Below are 15,590 nucleotides of genomic sequence, written 5' to 3' on the forward strand. Positions count from 1 at the left end.
TTTGCATACTATGCTGCAAAGGGGGATTTTTTATGGCTCTTTTTCAAAACGGCATTGATGTGTCCCGCTATCAGGGCAGCATCAACTGGACCCAGGTGGCCGCCGCGGGTAAGCAGTTCGCCATCGTGCGGGTGGGGTCCAGCAACAGCGGCGGCTTGTACGTAGATCCGTACTTTTTGCAGAATGTCACCGGCGCCCACAGTGCCGGGCTGCGGGTGGGCGCCTACTACTACACCTATGCCCGCACCCGCGCTGCCGTTGCCAGCGAATTGACTGCCTTTTTAAATATGCTGGAGGGCATCAAGCTGGAGTACCCGGTGTTCGTGGATGTGGAGGACGCAAGCCTTACCAGCTTGGGCCGCGCTGAGCTGACCAGCCTGGTGCAGTACGCTATGGATATTTTGTATCAGCGCAAATGGTATGCCGGGTGGTACAGTTACACAAACTACATCAACAGCTATTTGAACGCGGGCGCCCTGGTTGATTACCCGCTGTGGGTGGCGGACTACCGCGCCACGCTGGGTTACACCGGTGCCTACACGATGTGGCAGTACAGCGGCAGCGGCACGGTGAGCGGCATCAGCGGCGCGTGCGATCTAAATCGCAGCTACAAGGATTTTTTGCCTGAAATACAGGCTGGCGGCTACAACAACTACGGGGCCGCCAGCCCTTCGGTGCAAAAAGTGGATGGGTATAAGCTGGTGGTTTTCAACGTCCGGTGCGAATATTTTTACACATCCAACTTAAATGACGTGGTGGGCTACCTGCCCCTGGGCAACTACTGCGTCACCGGCCAGACCACCGCCAAATATGAGGGTTACGATTGGGTGACCTTTAAATATCAAGGCGAAGAATACTGGACCGCCCTGCTGGGCGATCGCAACCGCCTGGAAAAATGCGAATGTAATTGCAACTGACCCTTGAAAACTAGAATTTGTTGTGGTAAGATACAACTACAAGGTGTATTTCCATCTGTAAGATGTAGAAACGGTCATGAATCCAATTTGACAACCCACCACCATTTATGGTTTAATAAATTTATATGCCAAAATTCAGGCAACACCGCACAATTCAGGGGGAACCGCCGCATGGCAAAAAAACAACAGGAATACGGCAACGACAGCATCCGCCAGCTGAAAGGCGCGGACCGTGTGCGTAAGCGCCCGGCCGTTATTTTTGGCTCGGACGGTGTGGAAGGCTGTGCCCATTCCATCTTTGAGATCATCTCCAACTCCATCGATGAAGCCCGTGACGGCCATGGCAACCGCATCAACGTCACCCTCTACCCCGACCACGTCGTTGAGGTTGAGGACTTCGGCCGCGGCATCCCGGTGGACTACAACAAGGCTGAGGACCGCTGGAACTGGGACCTTGTCTTCTGCGAGCTGTACGCTGGCGGCAAATACGCCGAGGGCAGCGGCAACTACGATTTCAGCCTGGGCCTCAACGGCCTGGGCCTGTGTGCCACCCAGTACGCCAGCGAGTGGATGACCGCCGACATCTACCGCGATGGCTTCCACTACCACCTCGACTTTAAAAAAGGAGAGAACGTGGGCGGCCTGCAAAAGGAGCCGTTCAAGGGCAAGCGCACCGGCTCGGTCATCCGCTGGAAGCCGGACACCGAGGTCTTTACCGACATCGCCGTCCCGGCCGACAGCTTTAAAGATATGCTGCGCCGCCAGGCTGTGGTAAACGACGGTGTGACGCTTGTTTTCGAGGATAAATCCGGCGGTGACACGGAGAAGTACGAGTACCTCTACGAGCACGGTATCACCGATTACGTCAACGAACTGGTTGGCGATAAGGGCCTGACCCCGGTGCACTTCTGCTCCGGTTCCGCCACTGGCCGCGACCGCGCCGACCAGCCCGACTATCAGGTCAAAATGAACGTGGCCTTCGCCTTCTCCAACACCGTGCAGGCGTTGGAATACTACCACAACTCCAGCTGGCTGGAGCACGGCGGCAGCCCCGACCGTGCCGTCCGCTTGGCCTTCGTCAACCAGGTCAACGCCTGGCTGAAATCCAAGGGCCTGTACAAAAAGAACGAAAGTGCGATCACTTTTGCCGATGTGCAGGATTGCTTGGTGTTGGTTTCGTCCAGCTTCTCCACCCGTACCAGCTACGAGAACCAGACCAAAAAGGCCATTACCAACAAATTTGTGGCCCAGGCCATGACCGAGTTCCTCAAGCATCAGCTGGAGGTCTACTTCATCGAGCACCCCGACGAGGCGGAGAAAGCCTGCAAGCAGGTGCTGATCAACAAGCAGAGCCGTGAACACGCAGAAAAAGCGCGTATCACCATTAAAAAGACGATGACCCAGCAGATGGACCTGGCCAACCGCGTGCAGAAGTTTGTGGACTGCCGCACCAAGGACCCAACCCGCCGTGAGCTGTATATCGTGGAGGGCGATTCCGCTATGGGCGCCGTCAAGCAGAGCCGCGACTCGGAGTTCCAGGCCATTATGCCCATCCGCGGCAAGATTTTGAACTGCCTGAAAGCCGACTACGCCCGCATTTTTAAGTCGGAAATCATCACCGACCTCATCCGCGTTATGGGCTGCGGTGTCGAGCTGGGCGGCAGCCACAACAAGGATTTAGCCAGCTTCAATCTGGATAACCTGCGGTTCAATAAAGTTGTCATCTGCACGGATGCCGACGTGGACGGCTACCAGATCCGCACCCTGGTGCTGACGATGCTCTACCGCCTGACGCCGACCCTCATCAACAAGGGCTACGTCTACATCGCCGAGTCGCCGCTGTATGAGATCAACACCAAAAACAAAACCTACTTTGCCTACACCGAGCCGGAAAAGGCTGACATCCTGCGCCGCATCGATGGTGAAAAATATACGATTCAACGTTCGAAAGGATTGGGCGAGAACGACCCGGAAATGATGTGGCTGACGACTATGAGTCCCGAAAGCCGGAGACTTATTAAGGTACTGCCCACCGATGCCGAGCGCACGGCAGAAGTTTTTGACCTGCTGCTGGGCGACAATCTGCAAGGCCGAAAAGACCATATCGCCGAACACGGCGCGGAGTATCTGGATGATTTGGATGTAAGCTGAGTAAGGGAAAACAACGATGGCAAAACGAAAAGAAAAGAAAATCATTGCTGCCCGGCCCCAGCTGGGCGATAACGTCGAGATCCTCTCGGCGGGCGAGGTGCTGGAATCTCCCATCACCGATACGCTGGAAACCAACTATATGCCCTACGCCATGAGCGTCATCGTCTCCCGTGCCCTGCCGGAGATCGACGGCTTCAAACCGGCGCACCGCAAGCTGCTGTATACCATGTACGGCATGGGCCTGCTCAAGGGCAACCGCACCAAAAGTGCCAACATCGTGGGTAGCACCATGCACCTGAACCCCCACGGCGATGCCGCCATCTACGATACGATGGTGCGTATGGGCCGCTCCAACGAGAGCCTGCTGGTGCCGTTTGTCGACTCCAAAGGTAACTTCGGCAAGGCGTACAGCCGCGATATGGCCTACGCCGCCGCCCGTTATACTGAGGCCAAGTTGGAACCCGTCTGTGACGAGCTGTTCCGCGACATCGACAAGGACACCGTCGACTTTGTGCCAAACTATGACGGTACAACGACAGAACCTACCCTGCTGCCTGTCACCTTCCCCGCCATTCTGGCTAACAATACGCTGGGCATCGCGGTCGGTATGGCCTCCAACATCTGCTCCTTCAACCTGGAGGAACTGTGCAACGCCACCATCGCCCTGATGAAAGACCCCCAGGCTGACCTGCGGGAGATCATCCCCGCCCCCGATTTTGTGGGCGGCGGCACCATCCTGTACGACACGGCCGAGATGCAGAATGTGCTGGAAAAAGGCCGCGGCAGTGTGCGTGTCCGCGCCCAGTGGAGCTACGATAAAGAAAACAATTGCATCGATGTAACGCGAATTCCGCCCACGACTACCGTCGAAGCAATCATGGATAAGATCACTGAACTGGTCAAACTGGGCAAGATCCGTGAGATCAGCGACATGCGCGATGAGACCGACCTGAATGGTCTGAAACTGACCATCGACCTCAAGCGCGGCCAGGACCCGGATAAGCTCATGGCCCGCCTGTTCAAGGCCACACCGCTGGAGGACAGCTTCGCCTGCAACTTTAACGTGTTGATCGGTGGCCAGCCCAAGGTGCTGGGTGTGCGGGACATTCTGCTGGAGTGGATCGCCTTCCGCGCCGAGTGCGTGCGCCGCCGCACCTACTACGATTTGAAAGGCAAGGAAAAGCGCCTGCACTTGCTGCAGGGCCTGAAAGCTATCCTGCTGGACATCGACAAGGCCATCGAAATTGTGCGTAACACTGCTGAGGAATCTGAGGTCGTCCCCAACCTGATGATTGGCTTCGGCATCGATGAGGTTCAGGCTGAGTACGTGGCCGAGATCAAGCTGCGTCACCTGAACCGCGAGTATATTTTGAAGCGCACCGAGGAGATCGAGGAGTTGGAGGATGCCATCGCCGACCTGCAGGACATCCTCAAACGCCCGGCTCGCATCAATCGCATCATCATGCAGGAATTGGGCGATGTGGCGAAGAAATACGGCAAGCCCCGCCGTTGCGAGATCTTGTACGAGATCCCCGCCGACACCGCCGACGAGCCGGACGAGCAGGTGCCGGACTACCCCGTACATCTGTTCTTTACACGGGATGGCTACTTTAAAAAGATCACCCCGCAAAGCCTGCGCATGAGCGGCGAGCAGAAGCTGAAAGACGGCGACGAAGTGCTGTTCACCTGCGAAAGCACCAACAGCGCAGAGTTGCTATTCTTTACAAATCACCACCAGGTGTACAAATCCCACGCCTACGACTTCGGCGACAGCAAAGCCAGCGTGCTGGGTGATTATGTCGCATCGTCCCTTGGCATGGAGGAGGGCGAAGTGCCCCTCTACATGGTGGTCACGCCGGACTACAAGGGTTGGATGCTCTTCTTCTTCCAAAACGGCAAGTGCGCCAAGGTGCCGCTGTCCAGCTACGAGACCAAGCAGAACCGCCGCAAGCTGCTGAAAGCCTACAGCGATAAGGAAGAGTTGGCCTGCATGCGCTACCTGCCCGCTGAGACCGAGCTGGCCATCTTCACCACCAACGGCCGCCTACTGCTGGCGGGCAGCGCCCTCATTCCCGAAAAGGCTACTCGCGACAGTGCTGGTGTGAACGTTGTAACGTTGAAAAAGAACGCCAAGATCGCCCGCGTCACTCTGGCCGACGGCCTGGAGCTGGGCGAGGCCCACCGTTACCGCGTGCGCACGCTGCCCGCCGCAGGTGCCATCCTGCGCGCCGACGACAGCGCCGAACAACTGACGCTGTAAGGCCGCACGCCGTAAACCGGCTGGCGCTCCCCTGCCCGTTGGGTGTCCCGCGCCGCCGCACCGCCGCAAAACCAGCATTGACAACGCCGCCCAAGTTTGGTATAATAACAGTCACTGATGCGGGATTAGCTCATCCGGTAGAGTGACTGCTTCCCAAGCAGTAGGTGGCGAGTTCGAGACTCGTATCCCGCTCCAAATTAAGAAAGAGGCTTACCCGGAAGGGAGCCTCTTTTCTTTTTTACAAAGAAGGAAATATTATGTTAGACGCTTTTCCAATTTATCACTGGTTTCACAATGGCAACCCCTACTCGGGGGCGGAGCAAGGGATGCGGTATGTCATTACGCCGGGCAAAAAGGCCGACCCGGCGGACGAGAGCGGCAAGCGAAAGATCGAGTTTTTGACCGTTACGGTCTGGCCCGGGCCGTGGAGCGTTGAGCACACCGCCGAGGAAAAGATACGATCCGCTGAGTTTGAGGGCAGCCAGGCGGGGCTGGATGCTGCCGTGGCCTGGCTGCATGAGTGCTACAAGGGTGATATGCCCCGCTGGACGAACATTCCGTCCATTTTGGACTGCGAGCCGGATCGCTGACGGTCCGGTGCAATAGAAAGAGGAAAAGCTTATGGTACAGGTCGACTTAATAACCGGCTTTTTAGGCGCAGGAAAAACAACGTTTCTGCGCAAATATGTGCACTGGCTCAACGCCCGCAGTCAGCGCGTTTGCATTTTGGAAAATGACTTCGGCGCGGTGAACGTTGACGTAATGCTGCTGCAGGATCTGCTGGGCGACAATTGCGACATCGAGACCATCAGCGGCGGCTGCGATTGCGACACCCACCAGCGCCGGATGCGCACCAAGCTGATCTCGCTGGCGATGCAGGGCTTTGACCGCGTACTGGTGGAACCCAGCGGCATTTTCGACGTGGACGAGTTCTATGACGTGCTGCGGGACGAGCCACTGGACCGCTGGTACACGCTTGGCAATGTTATTGCCATTGTGGACGCGCTGCTGGAAACGCAGCTCAGCCACCAAGGCGAGTATCTGCTGGCCAGCGAAGCCGCCAGCGCGGGCATGGTGCTGATGAGCCGCTGCCAGCTGGCCGCCCCCGGCCAAGCTGAGGCAACACTGGCGCATTTGAACCGTGCGCTGGAAGCCTGCCACTGCGCCCGCCGCTTTGCTGCGGACACCGATGCGTTGTGCAAGCCCTGGGACGCCCTGACCGACGCCGATATGCAGCGGCTGGACAGCTGCGGCCACTGTCAAGCCAGCTACGTCAAGCTGCATTTTGACGAGCACAAGGCGTTCACGTCGCTGTATTTCATGGAGCTGCACCTTACGCTGCCCCAGCTGCAGGATGCCGCTCGGGCACTGTTTGCTGATCCGGCCTGCGGGCATATTTTGCGCATCAAGGGCTTTTTGCAGACCGTTGACGGCTGGTGCGAACTGAATGCCACCCGCGACACGATGCACGTAGAGGCTATTCCCGATGGGCAGGAAGTGCTTATCATTATTGGTGAGGAACTGGACCGCTCGGCCATCGAAGCGCATATTGGACAGAGAACTGCCGACCAGGAGTGATTTTTGTTTGCACCTTATCGGCCCTGCCTACCTTACGGCAGGGCCTTTTATAATGGCAGGCCGCCGTTAGGCCTTCCTTTTGGGGCTCCAAAAGGAACACATAAAAAGCAAAATGCTGTTTGAACGAGAAACCGGCCGCCAGGTGGCCGGTGAGGGAAGCCTCAAGCTGCAAGCGTAGGAAAATCACTTATCAAACGCATTCGTCCCATAATACCATCGGTCCACAAAAATTTCCACGACCAACGGTAATATAACAGCCATCAACAACACCCATAGGGCCACCAGGGCGCTGGCAAGGTCGTCGGTAATCACGGTCAGGGCGCGGTGCAAAATTTTACCGGCAAACACCGGCATTGGGGTGCCAAACACCTGCAGCAGGTACCCCCAGAATTCCCCCAAACTAAACGCCCCCAAATAATCGCAGGGCAGCGTGGGGTTGCGGGTGTATACGCGGCGGCGCTGGTCGGCGTTGCGCCATAGCAGCTCCTTCTGCTTGATGTACCCCAAAACACCCATAATCAGCACGGCCATCCAGTAGGTGCCGCTGGCTTCGGTCCAGGTCATAGGCCGGCCCCCTTTCTGTTTAGCCCCATTCTACCCTGCATGTCGAAATTTGTCAATCTGGCGGCCGGGCTGTTGCAATTTTGCTACAATATGGTATACTGATAAAATATGCAAATTTAACTGCCAACTATGAAAAAAGGAGTTTTTATGCTGATCCCTGTACTGCTGTTTATTGTCGGGCTGCTGTTTCTCATTAAAGGCGGCGACTGGTTCGTGGACGGCGCATCGGCGCTGGCGCGGCGGTTCCATCTGCCCGAACTGCTGATTGGAGCCACAGTGGTGTCCATCGGCACTACCCTGCCCGAGGTCATGGTCTCCACGATGTCGGCGCTGTCCGGCCACGGCGAGATCGCTTACGGCAACGCCATCGGTTCGGTTATCTGCAATGCGGCGCTGATCGCGGCTATCACCATTGCGGTGCGCCCGGGCAAAGTGGACCCCAAAACGCTGAAAATGCCGGTGCTGTTCTTCTTTGCGGCGGCGGCCATCTACTGCGTGGCGGCTTACGGCTTCGGCAAGTTCACCCGTCCCATGGGCTTTATCATGCTGGCGATGTTCGTGGCCTACATGGCGGCCAACATCCACCAGATGAAGAACGCCCCCGCAGAGGAGCATGAAGAGGAAGAAGAGACCATGCCCCTGCCCCGTATGCTGATGCTGCTGGTGCTGGGCGCGGTGCTGATCGCCATGGGCGCCAACCTGCTGGTGGACAACGGCACCCTGATCGCCCAGGCTTTGGGCGTGCCCGAGAGTGTTATCGCGCTGACCTTTGTGGCGCTGGGCACGTCCCTGCCGGAGCTGGTCACGGCCATTACCTCGCTCATCAAAGGCCACAGCGACCTGTCGCTGGGCAATGTTGTCGGCGCCAACGTGTTCAACCTGGTGCTGGTCAGCGGTGTGTCGGTCGCGCTGGCACCCTTCACGGTGCCACAGAGCGCCACGATCTTCGGCATGAACTCCAGCCTGGTGCTGGAAATCCCCGTTATGATTGCGGTTATGGTACTGTTGACCGCGCCGGCCTTGGTTAGGGGAAAGCTTAGCCGTGTGCAGGGTGTGGCGCTGCTGGTAATTTACGCAGTGTTCTGCGGGATTCAGTTTACGCTTTGATTTTAATATGTTGCTTTGCGGGCGTCACCACCATGCGGTGACGTCCTTTTTTCGTGGCATCTTATCCAAGGCCTACCTTTTTTGTGACCAAAAGAGTACGCATAGCGGCTAGAAGCCGTTAAAAAAGGGGGACACCACATGGTGGTGTCCCCCGCCGGCCGCAAAAAGCCAATCAAAAATTATTTTTTCTTACTCTCCCAGTAAGCCTTCACCGTTTCGCACAGCAGCGCGTGGTCCTTCAAATGCGGCAAACCGGAAATAATCGCCGCACCGCGGAACTCGCCGTTGACGTACAGCGGGAAGCCACCGCCGCAGAAGGCGTAGTGCTCCTCGTCATGCTGCCAGGGGGCCTTGGCACCGTACAGCTCCCGCTCCACGGCGGCGCGCAGGCTGGTGGTGCCGGTCAGCTGCACAGTGCGCTGCTTCTTGTCCATCCAGTTGTTGTTGGTGGCGTCGGTGCCCGGCAGGAAGGACTGATACAAAATCATGCCATCCAGCACAATGCGCACCGCAATCGGCTTGGGAGCCTTCTCCCCCGCCGCACGCAGGGCGCTGCCCAGGGCGTAGGCATCGTTAAAATCAAAGCTGTCAAACCGCACGGTGTTTTCCAGTTCGGTCAGTTCCTTTAAAAGAGCTTCATCATACATACAAAACAACTCCTTTTGCGGCAGCGCGGGCCGCCGTACAAATTTTCTCCGCCATTACTATAGCACAAGCGCCGCCAAAATGCGAGAGCAAAAATATACAAAAAGCCGCCCCAGCCTACTAACTGGGGCGGCAAATTTTTGCTGCTTAAATCAAAGCTGCGTCAGGCCTTAAGAAAGGAACCACTCAGGGCCAAGGCCGGTGACCGTAAAGGCGGTCAGGATGTACAGCAGAATGGAGCAGATGTAAGCAAACGGGATGGACAGCTTCAGGTAGTCGCGAGACTCGACCTTGGTGTAAGCCAGGCCCCAGGCGATCCAGCTCTGGGTGATGCAGGAACCAACGTTGACGGTGGTTGCCGGGATGGTGAACACGCAGAACAGGAACGGCACGCTGAAGTGACCAACGGCGGACAGCACACCCAGGGTGGCAGCGCCGCAGCCGTACAGGGTCAGGGGACCACGGAAGAAGCCCAGGATAGACAGGGCTGCAAACAGGGCGCAGACCACATACTCATTGGTGGGCATGATGCCGCCCAGAACTTCCTTGAAGTACGGGGAAGCGTAAGAAGCGCAGGTGTTGAACATGGGCAGGGTCAGCAGGAAGCCAACCAGCGGAGCGGTGTCGACCACGCCGTCATAGTACAGCTTGTTGACCAGCTGGCAGTTCTCTTTGAAAGATTTGTTCATCTTGCCGCAGAGGAACAGGGCAGCGAAACCAGCGATGACGAAGCCGCCGATAACAGAGAAGTCGAGCCAGATCTTCAGAACGACGGGAACGATGGGCAGGATCAGAGCGATCAGCGGGGCATCGGTCTGGGTGTTCTTCGGGGCAGCCTGGGCAGCCCAGGCGTGGCTCTTCTTGCCGATCTTCAGGTAGATACCGGTCAGCACGGAGACAACCACGACGCTGATGATCAGCGCATAGATGCCCCAGTGAGAGGTGTACCAGCTGAAGGAGAACTCAGGCATCTCATCAGAAGCGCAGATGAAGGCGCGCAGCTGAGAGAACTGCAGGACGGGGTTCAGGTACATACCAGCGGAGACCGAACCCATGAAGGTGAACATGGCGATTGCCTTGGGGATGCCCAGGGACATCAGGATGGGCAGGACGATAACGCCGATGGCGATAACGGGGCCGGCGCCCATCATGGCGGTGAAGATGAAGGCAGTCACAACGTTCAGCAGAACGATGGTGATGATGGGACGGTCGCCGCCCAGCTCAACAGTCTTACGGATCAGGGTGGAGGCGATGCCGGTCTCCATCAGGACGCGGCCAAACCAGGCGCCCCAGCAGACGTTGACCAGCGTGGTGCCCCAGCCTTCAGGGGCGGACTGGTAGATCTTGTTCAGGATCGAAACCAGCGTAGTGCCGGAGTCACCGCCGAACTGCAGGATGGGGTTCTCTGCAATAAACGTGGGAGATGCGACCAGAGTGCCCAGCAGAGAAAGGGCAGTCCAGACGATGGAGATGATCAGGAAGCCGATCATCAGGTTGTGACCTTTTACGCAGTAGTAGGCCAGGCCGAAAAAGGTCAGGACGAGGATAATGCCAATCACAAATTCCATAAAAAAATTCCTCCTTCTCATGGTAGTCGCTTACAAAGGTGCGTAAGCGCAATGTGATTGAAAGATCGTGTTAAGTATAGCAGATTTTATGCAAAATGGCAATAATATATTTCAAGAAAATAGAAAAAGTTTGAAATAATTGTTAACAAACGATGTATCGCTCATTCTTTGCCCATGGTGAAAAAAGTTATGAAGTACGATAGATTACCCTGCAGTTTGTAGGGATTAACCTAACCTTTATGCAATCCGCACAACTTAGCACTGCACGGGTTTTACGCTCGAAAAAGAATTTTGTCGGAATATTTGTTTTTTGGGAAATGGTGTGTTACACTATATTTAATATAGGTAGGGTGGGTTGCTGCTCCGGCCTGCAGGTGCTGGACAGAGTGCGAAAGCAGGCCGACACCGCCATGTACGAGCAGAAAAAGCTGCACAAGCGCCTGCGCAGCGAGTGAGGTGCCGCCATGACTTACGTAGTAAAACGCATAGACGAACAGATGTACGGCTGCGAGGAACCCGCCCCGGGGGCGGAGGTTTTGGTCGATGTGACCCTGGTTGCGACCGACGGGGTGAAGCGGGTACTCCCCTACCCCGATGCAGCTTTGGCCGCCGCGGATATTAACGAAGGGGATACGGCGGTTTTAACTGCTGATGGGTTGCTGAAAAAAGTATAATAGCATGCAGTGCAAAAGAGGGACCACCTTGCGGTCCCTCTTTTCTTATAAAAAAGCCCTGCCGCAAAGTAGGCAGGGCCGAAGCACCGAAACAAAAAATCAAGCAAATCTCCTGGTCGGTCTATACCACACCCCAGTGCAATCAAAATCAACAGCGCGGTAAACGACAAACTGATCGGATACACCAGCATGATAGTTTGGAAGGTGCGGCTGCAGGGGAAGACAAGGTACACCTATGCCCACCATGGCCAGGCCGCCGCGTTGAACAGCTGCTCCAGTACAGCGGTAGCCGCCACAGGCAGTGCAAACAGCGGCAGCTTGTTCCGAATCGACCCGTTCAGCATGTCGATCTTGTTTTCTTAATGCTTTTGAAATAGCTGTGTTGTTTTTGACCCTTCCGTTCCGTTATCCGTGTAGTTCCAAAACCGAGATCTCCCCCATTGGTACCTCGGTGCCGTCAGCCATAATCAGCAGTCCCTCAAGCTCTGCCATCTTCTTTACCACGCCGGTCACGGTGCAGTAGGCACCGCCTGCCTTGCGGGTGTCGGGCACAAAATAGCAGACTTCCACGGTAGGATGCTCTTTTTTGGTCAGTGCATCCCGCACGGTTTGCAGCGTTTCGTCCAGTGCAGCCTGCTCGTACTCGTCCAGGGTGATGCGCTGGTCGGTCAGGCGGGCGGTCTCCCGCAGGGCGGCGTCCAGCCCGGTCAGCGCTGCAAAGGGCGAAAACTGCGCCGCGCGGTCGGCCCGAGCCATCGGTGCGTGCTTCTGCGAGACATGATGCGGTAGGTTGATAATGTCGTCATAGCGGTGGGTCATGCCTTGTGCCCTCCGATCTGTGCGTTGCGCTCCATGGCGGTGGCACCCTCCTGCAGGTCCATGCCCTTGATGATGGCATTTTTCCCGAACTTCTTTTTAATGGCCAGCATGGCTTGTTGGCGGCGGCGCTCCCGCTCCAGCTCCTTTTCCTCGGCGGCGGCCTGCTGCTGGGCGCTTTCGGTGATGGAGAAAAAGTCCAGCTGCTCGCAGCTGTCCTTCTCACGGGCGGCGTCTTCGTCCAGCACGCGGCAGGCCACCAGGTTCACCCGCCGTACCAGCAGGCGCTTGTCTACAATGCGGTCAAAAAGCTCTGTCACAGCGTCCAAAATCGACCGCGTGGAGGACGTGTACTGCCTTAAATTCGTTGTGCCGTGGGCATGCTTGGGGATCTGCCGCCCGTAGCGGTCGGTGGCAACAGGGCCATGGTAGGCCGCATTGCGGGTGGGGTCGGTCAGATTTTCCCGGTCGTAGCCCACGGTCAGCACCAGCTGGTTGGTCATCAGGTGTTTGTCCACCAGGTCCAGCGCCAGCTGGTCAGCCATTTCCCGCACGATGAGCCGTGCCTGGTCGGCGGGCGTAGCGCAGTGCAGTACTTGGCCGCTGCCGCAGCTGTTGGCGGCTGGCTTGTAGGCCTTGATGTCCGCAATGGTGCAGGGTTCCCAGCCCCAGGCGTGGTCGATGAGCAGCTCGGCGTTGACGCCGAATAGCCGGTAAAGCATCTCCTCGTTGTAAAAATCCTGCGGCCCGCCCAGCGAACACCGTGCTACGTCACCCATCGTGAACATATTGTGGGTCTCCAGCTTTTGGGCGATGCCCTTGCCCACCTGCCAAAAATCCGTCAGCGGGGTGTGGTCCCACAGCAGGCGGCGGTAGCGCATCTCGTCCAGCGCGGCGATGCGCACGCCGTTTTCGTCCGGCTGGATGTGTTTGGCGCGGATGTCCATGGCGACCTTGGCCAGATACAGGTTGGTGCCGATGCCCGCCGTGGCCGTGATGCCGGTGGTGGCCAAAATGTCCAAAATCATCTTGCGGGCAAATTCTTTCGACGTTAGGCCGTATAATTTCAAGTAGGCGGTGGCGTCCAGAAACACCTCGTCGATGGAGTAGCTGTGGATGTCCTCCGGCGCGACATACTTTAAATAAACGTTGTAGATACGTGTACTTTGCTGGATGTAGTGGGCCATCTGGGGCGGCGCAATGATGTAGTCCAGCGCCCAATCCGGGTGGTCGGCCAGCTCCCGCGCGTCGCAGCTTTTGCCGGTAAAGGTGCGGTTGGGGGCGTTCAGGCGGCGCATACCATTGACCTGCCCCACCTTTTGGATGACCTCAAACAGCCGGGCGCGGCCGGGGATGCCGTAGGCTTTCAGTGCCGGGGACACCGCCAGGCAGATGGTCTTTTCGGTGCGGGAGGGGTCCGCCACAACGAGGTTGGTTTGCAGCGGGTCCAGCCCGCGCTCCACACACTCCACCGAAGCGTAGAACGATTTCAAGTCGATGGCCATATAAATTCTCTGCGGCATGCGGCGTGCCCCCTCTCCCCTGGTTTGTATAGGTCTATTATATCGCACATCGCCCAAAAAGGCCAGAAACAAAATCAGGGAGAGAGCCGCCAGGCCCGCTCCCTGATTGGAAAATTGCTATTACACTCTCACCAACTCATACTCGGTGGTGCCAACGCCCAGGGCCTCGGCGGCCTCGATGGTGTGGGCGCCGTGGCGGCTGTTGACGCGCTCCATAAAGTGGTCACGGCCAGGGTCGGCGCTGTGCTCGACCAGGTCCAGGCAGGCGCGGTCCAGCGCGACGGGGTCCAGGCCGGACAGGATGCCGATGTCGCCCATGCAGGGGTTCTCGGCCACGGCGCAGCAGTCACAGTCGACGGACAGGTTCTTCATCACGGCCACATAGGCAATCTTGCCGGCAAAGTGGTCGGCCACGGTGCTGGCGGCGTCGGCCATGGCCTCCAGGAAGGTATCCTGCGGGCAGATGTTCTCCCACAGCACGGCCTGATCCTTGACCTTGCCGCCGGAGTGGATGTAGGCCTTGCCGGCGCTGGAAGCACAGCCGATGGACAGCTGCTTCAGCGCGCCGCCGTAACCGCCCATGGGGTGGCCCTTGAAGTGGATCAAAACCAGCATGCTGTCGTAGTTTTCGATGTCCTTGCCCAGCAGGTTCTCGCTCAGGACCTTGCCATTCTTCACGGGCCAGACAACGTCAGGTCCTTCGGCATCCATGATGTCAACGTCGAACAGGTCGCTCCAGCCGTGTTTTTTCATCAGCTGTACGTGCTTGGGGGTCTCGTTGCGGGCGCCGCCGTAAGCGGTGTTGCACTCGACCACGGTGCCGTGGACGGCGTCGATGACCGGCTTCATGAACTCGGGACGCAGAAAGTTCTGGTTGCCATCCTCGCCGCTGTGGACTTTAACGGCCACCTTGCCGGGCAGTTCCACGCCCAGCTGGCGGTACATCTTCAACACGGCCTCAGGGGTGATCTCCTTGGTGAAATAGACAGTAGACTTTGCCATAAAAGGTTTCCTCCTTTAAACTACATTATATCGATTGAAACCGCAGAGGCAGTTCCAAATTGCAATCGGACAGCAACGCACCATCGTGCAAAATTTCCTCGGCCGGGCCGTCGGCGGCAATGTGCCCTTCGTACAGCAGCACCACCCGGTCGCAGGTATCGTAGATAAAATCCAGATCGTGGGAGGCAATCAGCATCGCACAGGGCAGTCCTCGCAAAATTTCTATTAAGTTGTGCCGGTTTTTCGGGTCCAGCGCGGCGGACGGCTCGTCCATCAAGATCAGCTCTGGGTCCAGCGTCAGGATGCCTGCGATAGACGCAAGTTTCTTCTGCCCACCGGACAGCCGGTACACCGGCCGGTCGGCGCAATCCTCGATGTGCACCTGCTGCAAGGCGCGGTGGCTGCGGGCGGCCACTTCCTCGGTCGGGTAACCGTAGTTCTGCGCCGCAAAGGCGACGTCCGCCGCCACTGTGGGCATGAACAGCTGGCTGTCCGAATCCTGGAAAATGTACCCCACTTTCCGCCGGATAGATGCCAAATTTTCGCGCTGCATCGCAAGACCCGCCACTTCCAGCGTGCCCTGCTGCATGGGCAGAATACCCACCAGCAGCTTTAACAGTGTGGATTTGCCCACGCCGTTGCAGCCAACAAGACCCACCCGCTGGCCGGACGCAATGTTCAGGTTTATATCCTGCAAGACCGGCGCGGCGCGGTGGCCATCATAACAAAAGGTCAAGTCCTGCATCGTCAGGATAGACTCGGAATTTGCCATAATATTGTTCCCT

The 15,590-nt window shown here is 57.4% G+C and carries 14 protein-coding genes and 1 tRNA gene; 8 read left to right on the top strand and 7 right to left on the bottom strand.

Features of this window, described 5'->3' with window-relative positions:
• The first annotated feature begins 32 nt into the window (after nucleotides 1–32).
• From OGM81_00495 to OGM81_00520, 6 genes are all read left to right on the top strand, one after another.
• A complete protein-coding gene (locus tag OGM81_00495; GenBank protein ID UYJ43664.1) occupies nucleotides 33–917 on the top strand; it encodes a GH25 family lysozyme in 885 nt (294 codons plus the stop codon).
• Between the two features lie 171 nt (nucleotides 918–1,088).
• The gene (locus tag OGM81_00500) at nucleotides 1,089–3,068 is read left to right on the top strand and encodes a toprim domain-containing protein (protein ID UYJ43665.1); all 1,980 of its coding nucleotides are present in this window, start codon (nucleotides 1,089–1,091) and stop codon (nucleotides 3,066–3,068) included.
• A 16-nt stretch (nucleotides 3,069–3,084) separates the two neighbouring features.
• A complete protein-coding gene (locus OGM81_00505; protein ID UYJ43666.1) occupies nucleotides 3,085–5,328 on the top strand; it encodes a DNA topoisomerase (ATP-hydrolyzing) subunit A in 2,244 nt (747 codons plus the stop codon).
• A 119-nt stretch (nucleotides 5,329–5,447) separates the two neighbouring features.
• Nucleotides 5,448–5,523, top strand: a tRNA-Gly gene (locus tag OGM81_00510).
• Nucleotides 5,524–5,654: 131 nt separating this feature from the next.
• Entirely contained in the window at nucleotides 5,655–5,918 is a 264-nt protein-coding gene (locus tag OGM81_00515) for a hypothetical protein (GenBank protein UYJ43667.1), read from the top strand.
• A gap of 31 nt (nucleotides 5,919–5,949) precedes the next feature.
• Complete coding sequence (locus OGM81_00520; protein ID UYJ43668.1) at nucleotides 5,950–6,906, top strand: GTP-binding protein; 957 nt, start codon at nucleotides 5,950–5,952, stop codon at nucleotides 6,904–6,906.
• Between the two features lie 183 nt (nucleotides 6,907–7,089).
• Here the strand turns inward: OGM81_00520 and OGM81_00525 are convergent, their stop codons facing one another.
• Nucleotides 7,090–7,470, bottom strand: a complete 381-nt coding sequence (locus OGM81_00525; protein ID UYJ43669.1) for a hypothetical protein — start codon at nucleotides 7,468–7,470, stop codon at nucleotides 7,090–7,092.
• Between the two features lie 147 nt (nucleotides 7,471–7,617).
• On the opposite strand from OGM81_00525, the gene OGM81_00530 reads away from it, so the two are divergent.
• Complete coding sequence (locus OGM81_00530) at nucleotides 7,618–8,577, top strand: calcium/sodium antiporter (GenBank protein ID UYJ43670.1); 960 nt, start codon at nucleotides 7,618–7,620, stop codon at nucleotides 8,575–8,577.
• Nucleotides 8,578–8,756: 179 nt separating this feature from the next.
• Here the strand turns inward: OGM81_00530 and OGM81_00535 are convergent, their stop codons facing one another.
• Entirely contained in the window at nucleotides 8,757–9,224 is a 468-nt protein-coding gene (locus OGM81_00535) for a heme-binding protein (protein UYJ43671.1), read from the bottom strand.
• A gap of 168 nt (nucleotides 9,225–9,392) precedes the next feature.
• Nucleotides 9,393–10,790: a citrate transporter gene (locus tag OGM81_00540; protein ID UYJ43672.1), complete on the bottom strand. Its 1,398-nt coding sequence runs from the start codon at nucleotides 10,788–10,790 to the stop codon at nucleotides 9,393–9,395.
• Nucleotides 10,791–11,254: 464 nt separating this feature from the next.
• Between OGM81_00540 and OGM81_00545 the strand changes: the two genes are divergently transcribed.
• Nucleotides 11,255–11,464, top strand: a complete 210-nt coding sequence (locus OGM81_00545; protein UYJ43673.1) for a hypothetical protein — start codon at nucleotides 11,255–11,257, stop codon at nucleotides 11,462–11,464.
• Nucleotides 11,465–11,869: 405 nt separating this feature from the next.
• Here the strand turns inward: OGM81_00545 and OGM81_00550 are convergent, their stop codons facing one another.
• From OGM81_00550 to OGM81_00565, 4 genes are all read right to left on the bottom strand, one after another.
• Nucleotides 11,870–12,283 (bottom strand): hypothetical protein, encoded by a 414-nt coding sequence (locus OGM81_00550; protein ID UYJ43674.1) that lies wholly within the window; start codon nucleotides 12,281–12,283, stop codon nucleotides 11,870–11,872.
• Nucleotides 12,280–13,803, bottom strand: coding sequence for a DNA methylase (locus OGM81_00555; protein UYJ43675.1), 1,524 nt, complete (start codon nucleotides 13,801–13,803; stop codon nucleotides 12,280–12,282). Before OGM81_00555 ends, OGM81_00550 begins: the two co-directional genes overlap by 4 nt.
• Before the next feature lie 120 nt (nucleotides 13,804–13,923).
• On the bottom strand, nucleotides 13,924–14,805 hold the full coding sequence (locus tag OGM81_00560; protein UYJ43676.1) for a DUF362 domain-containing protein: 882 nt from the start codon (nucleotides 14,803–14,805) through the stop codon (nucleotides 13,924–13,926).
• A gap of 25 nt (nucleotides 14,806–14,830) precedes the next feature.
• Complete coding sequence (locus tag OGM81_00565; GenBank protein UYJ43677.1) at nucleotides 14,831–15,577, bottom strand: energy-coupling factor ABC transporter ATP-binding protein; 747 nt, start codon at nucleotides 15,575–15,577, stop codon at nucleotides 14,831–14,833.
• Nucleotides 15,578–15,590: the final 13 nt, after the last annotated feature.

This window comes from Oscillospiraceae bacterium, from assembly GCA_025758045.1.
In the GTDB taxonomy this organism is placed as follows: domain Bacteria; phylum Bacillota; class Clostridia; order Oscillospirales; family Ruminococcaceae; genus Gemmiger.

Bases quoted from the DNA above. Each gene is read 5' to 3' on its own strand.
- OGM81_00545 (UYJ43673.1), top strand. From the start codon at position 11,255: ATGACTTACGTAGTAAAACGCATAGACGAACAGATGTACGGCTGCGAG.
- OGM81_00540 (UYJ43672.1), bottom strand. From the start codon at position 10,790: ATGGAATTTGTGATTGGCATTATCCTCGTCCTGACCTTTTTCGGCCTG.
- OGM81_00550 (UYJ43674.1), bottom strand. From the start codon at position 12,283: ATGACCCACCGCTATGACGACATTATCAACCTACCGCATCATGTCTCG.
- OGM81_00560 (UYJ43676.1), bottom strand. From the start codon at position 14,805: ATGGCAAAGTCTACTGTCTATTTCACCAAGGAGATCACCCCTGAGGCC.
- OGM81_00500 (UYJ43665.1), top strand. From the start codon at position 1,089: ATGGCAAAAAAACAACAGGAATACGGCAACGACAGCATCCGCCAGCTG.
- OGM81_00505 (UYJ43666.1), top strand. From the start codon at position 3,085: ATGGCAAAACGAAAAGAAAAGAAAATCATTGCTGCCCGGCCCCAGCTG.
- OGM81_00535 (UYJ43671.1), bottom strand. From the start codon at position 9,224: ATGTATGATGAAGCTCTTTTAAAGGAACTGACCGAACTGGAAAACACC.
- OGM81_00565 (UYJ43677.1), bottom strand. From the start codon at position 15,577: ATGGCAAATTCCGAGTCTATCCTGACGATGCAGGACTTGACCTTTTGT.
- OGM81_00530 (UYJ43670.1), top strand. From the start codon at position 7,618: ATGCTGATCCCTGTACTGCTGTTTATTGTCGGGCTGCTGTTTCTCATT.
- OGM81_00520 (UYJ43668.1), top strand. From the start codon at position 5,950: ATGGTACAGGTCGACTTAATAACCGGCTTTTTAGGCGCAGGAAAAACA.
- OGM81_00495 (UYJ43664.1), top strand. From the start codon at position 33: ATGGCTCTTTTTCAAAACGGCATTGATGTGTCCCGCTATCAGGGCAGC.
- OGM81_00555 (UYJ43675.1), bottom strand. From the start codon at position 13,803: ATGCCGCAGAGAATTTATATGGCCATCGACTTGAAATCGTTCTACGCT.
- OGM81_00515 (UYJ43667.1), top strand. From the start codon at position 5,655: ATGCGGTATGTCATTACGCCGGGCAAAAAGGCCGACCCGGCGGACGAG.
- OGM81_00525 (UYJ43669.1), bottom strand. From the start codon at position 7,470: ATGACCTGGACCGAAGCCAGCGGCACCTACTGGATGGCCGTGCTGATT.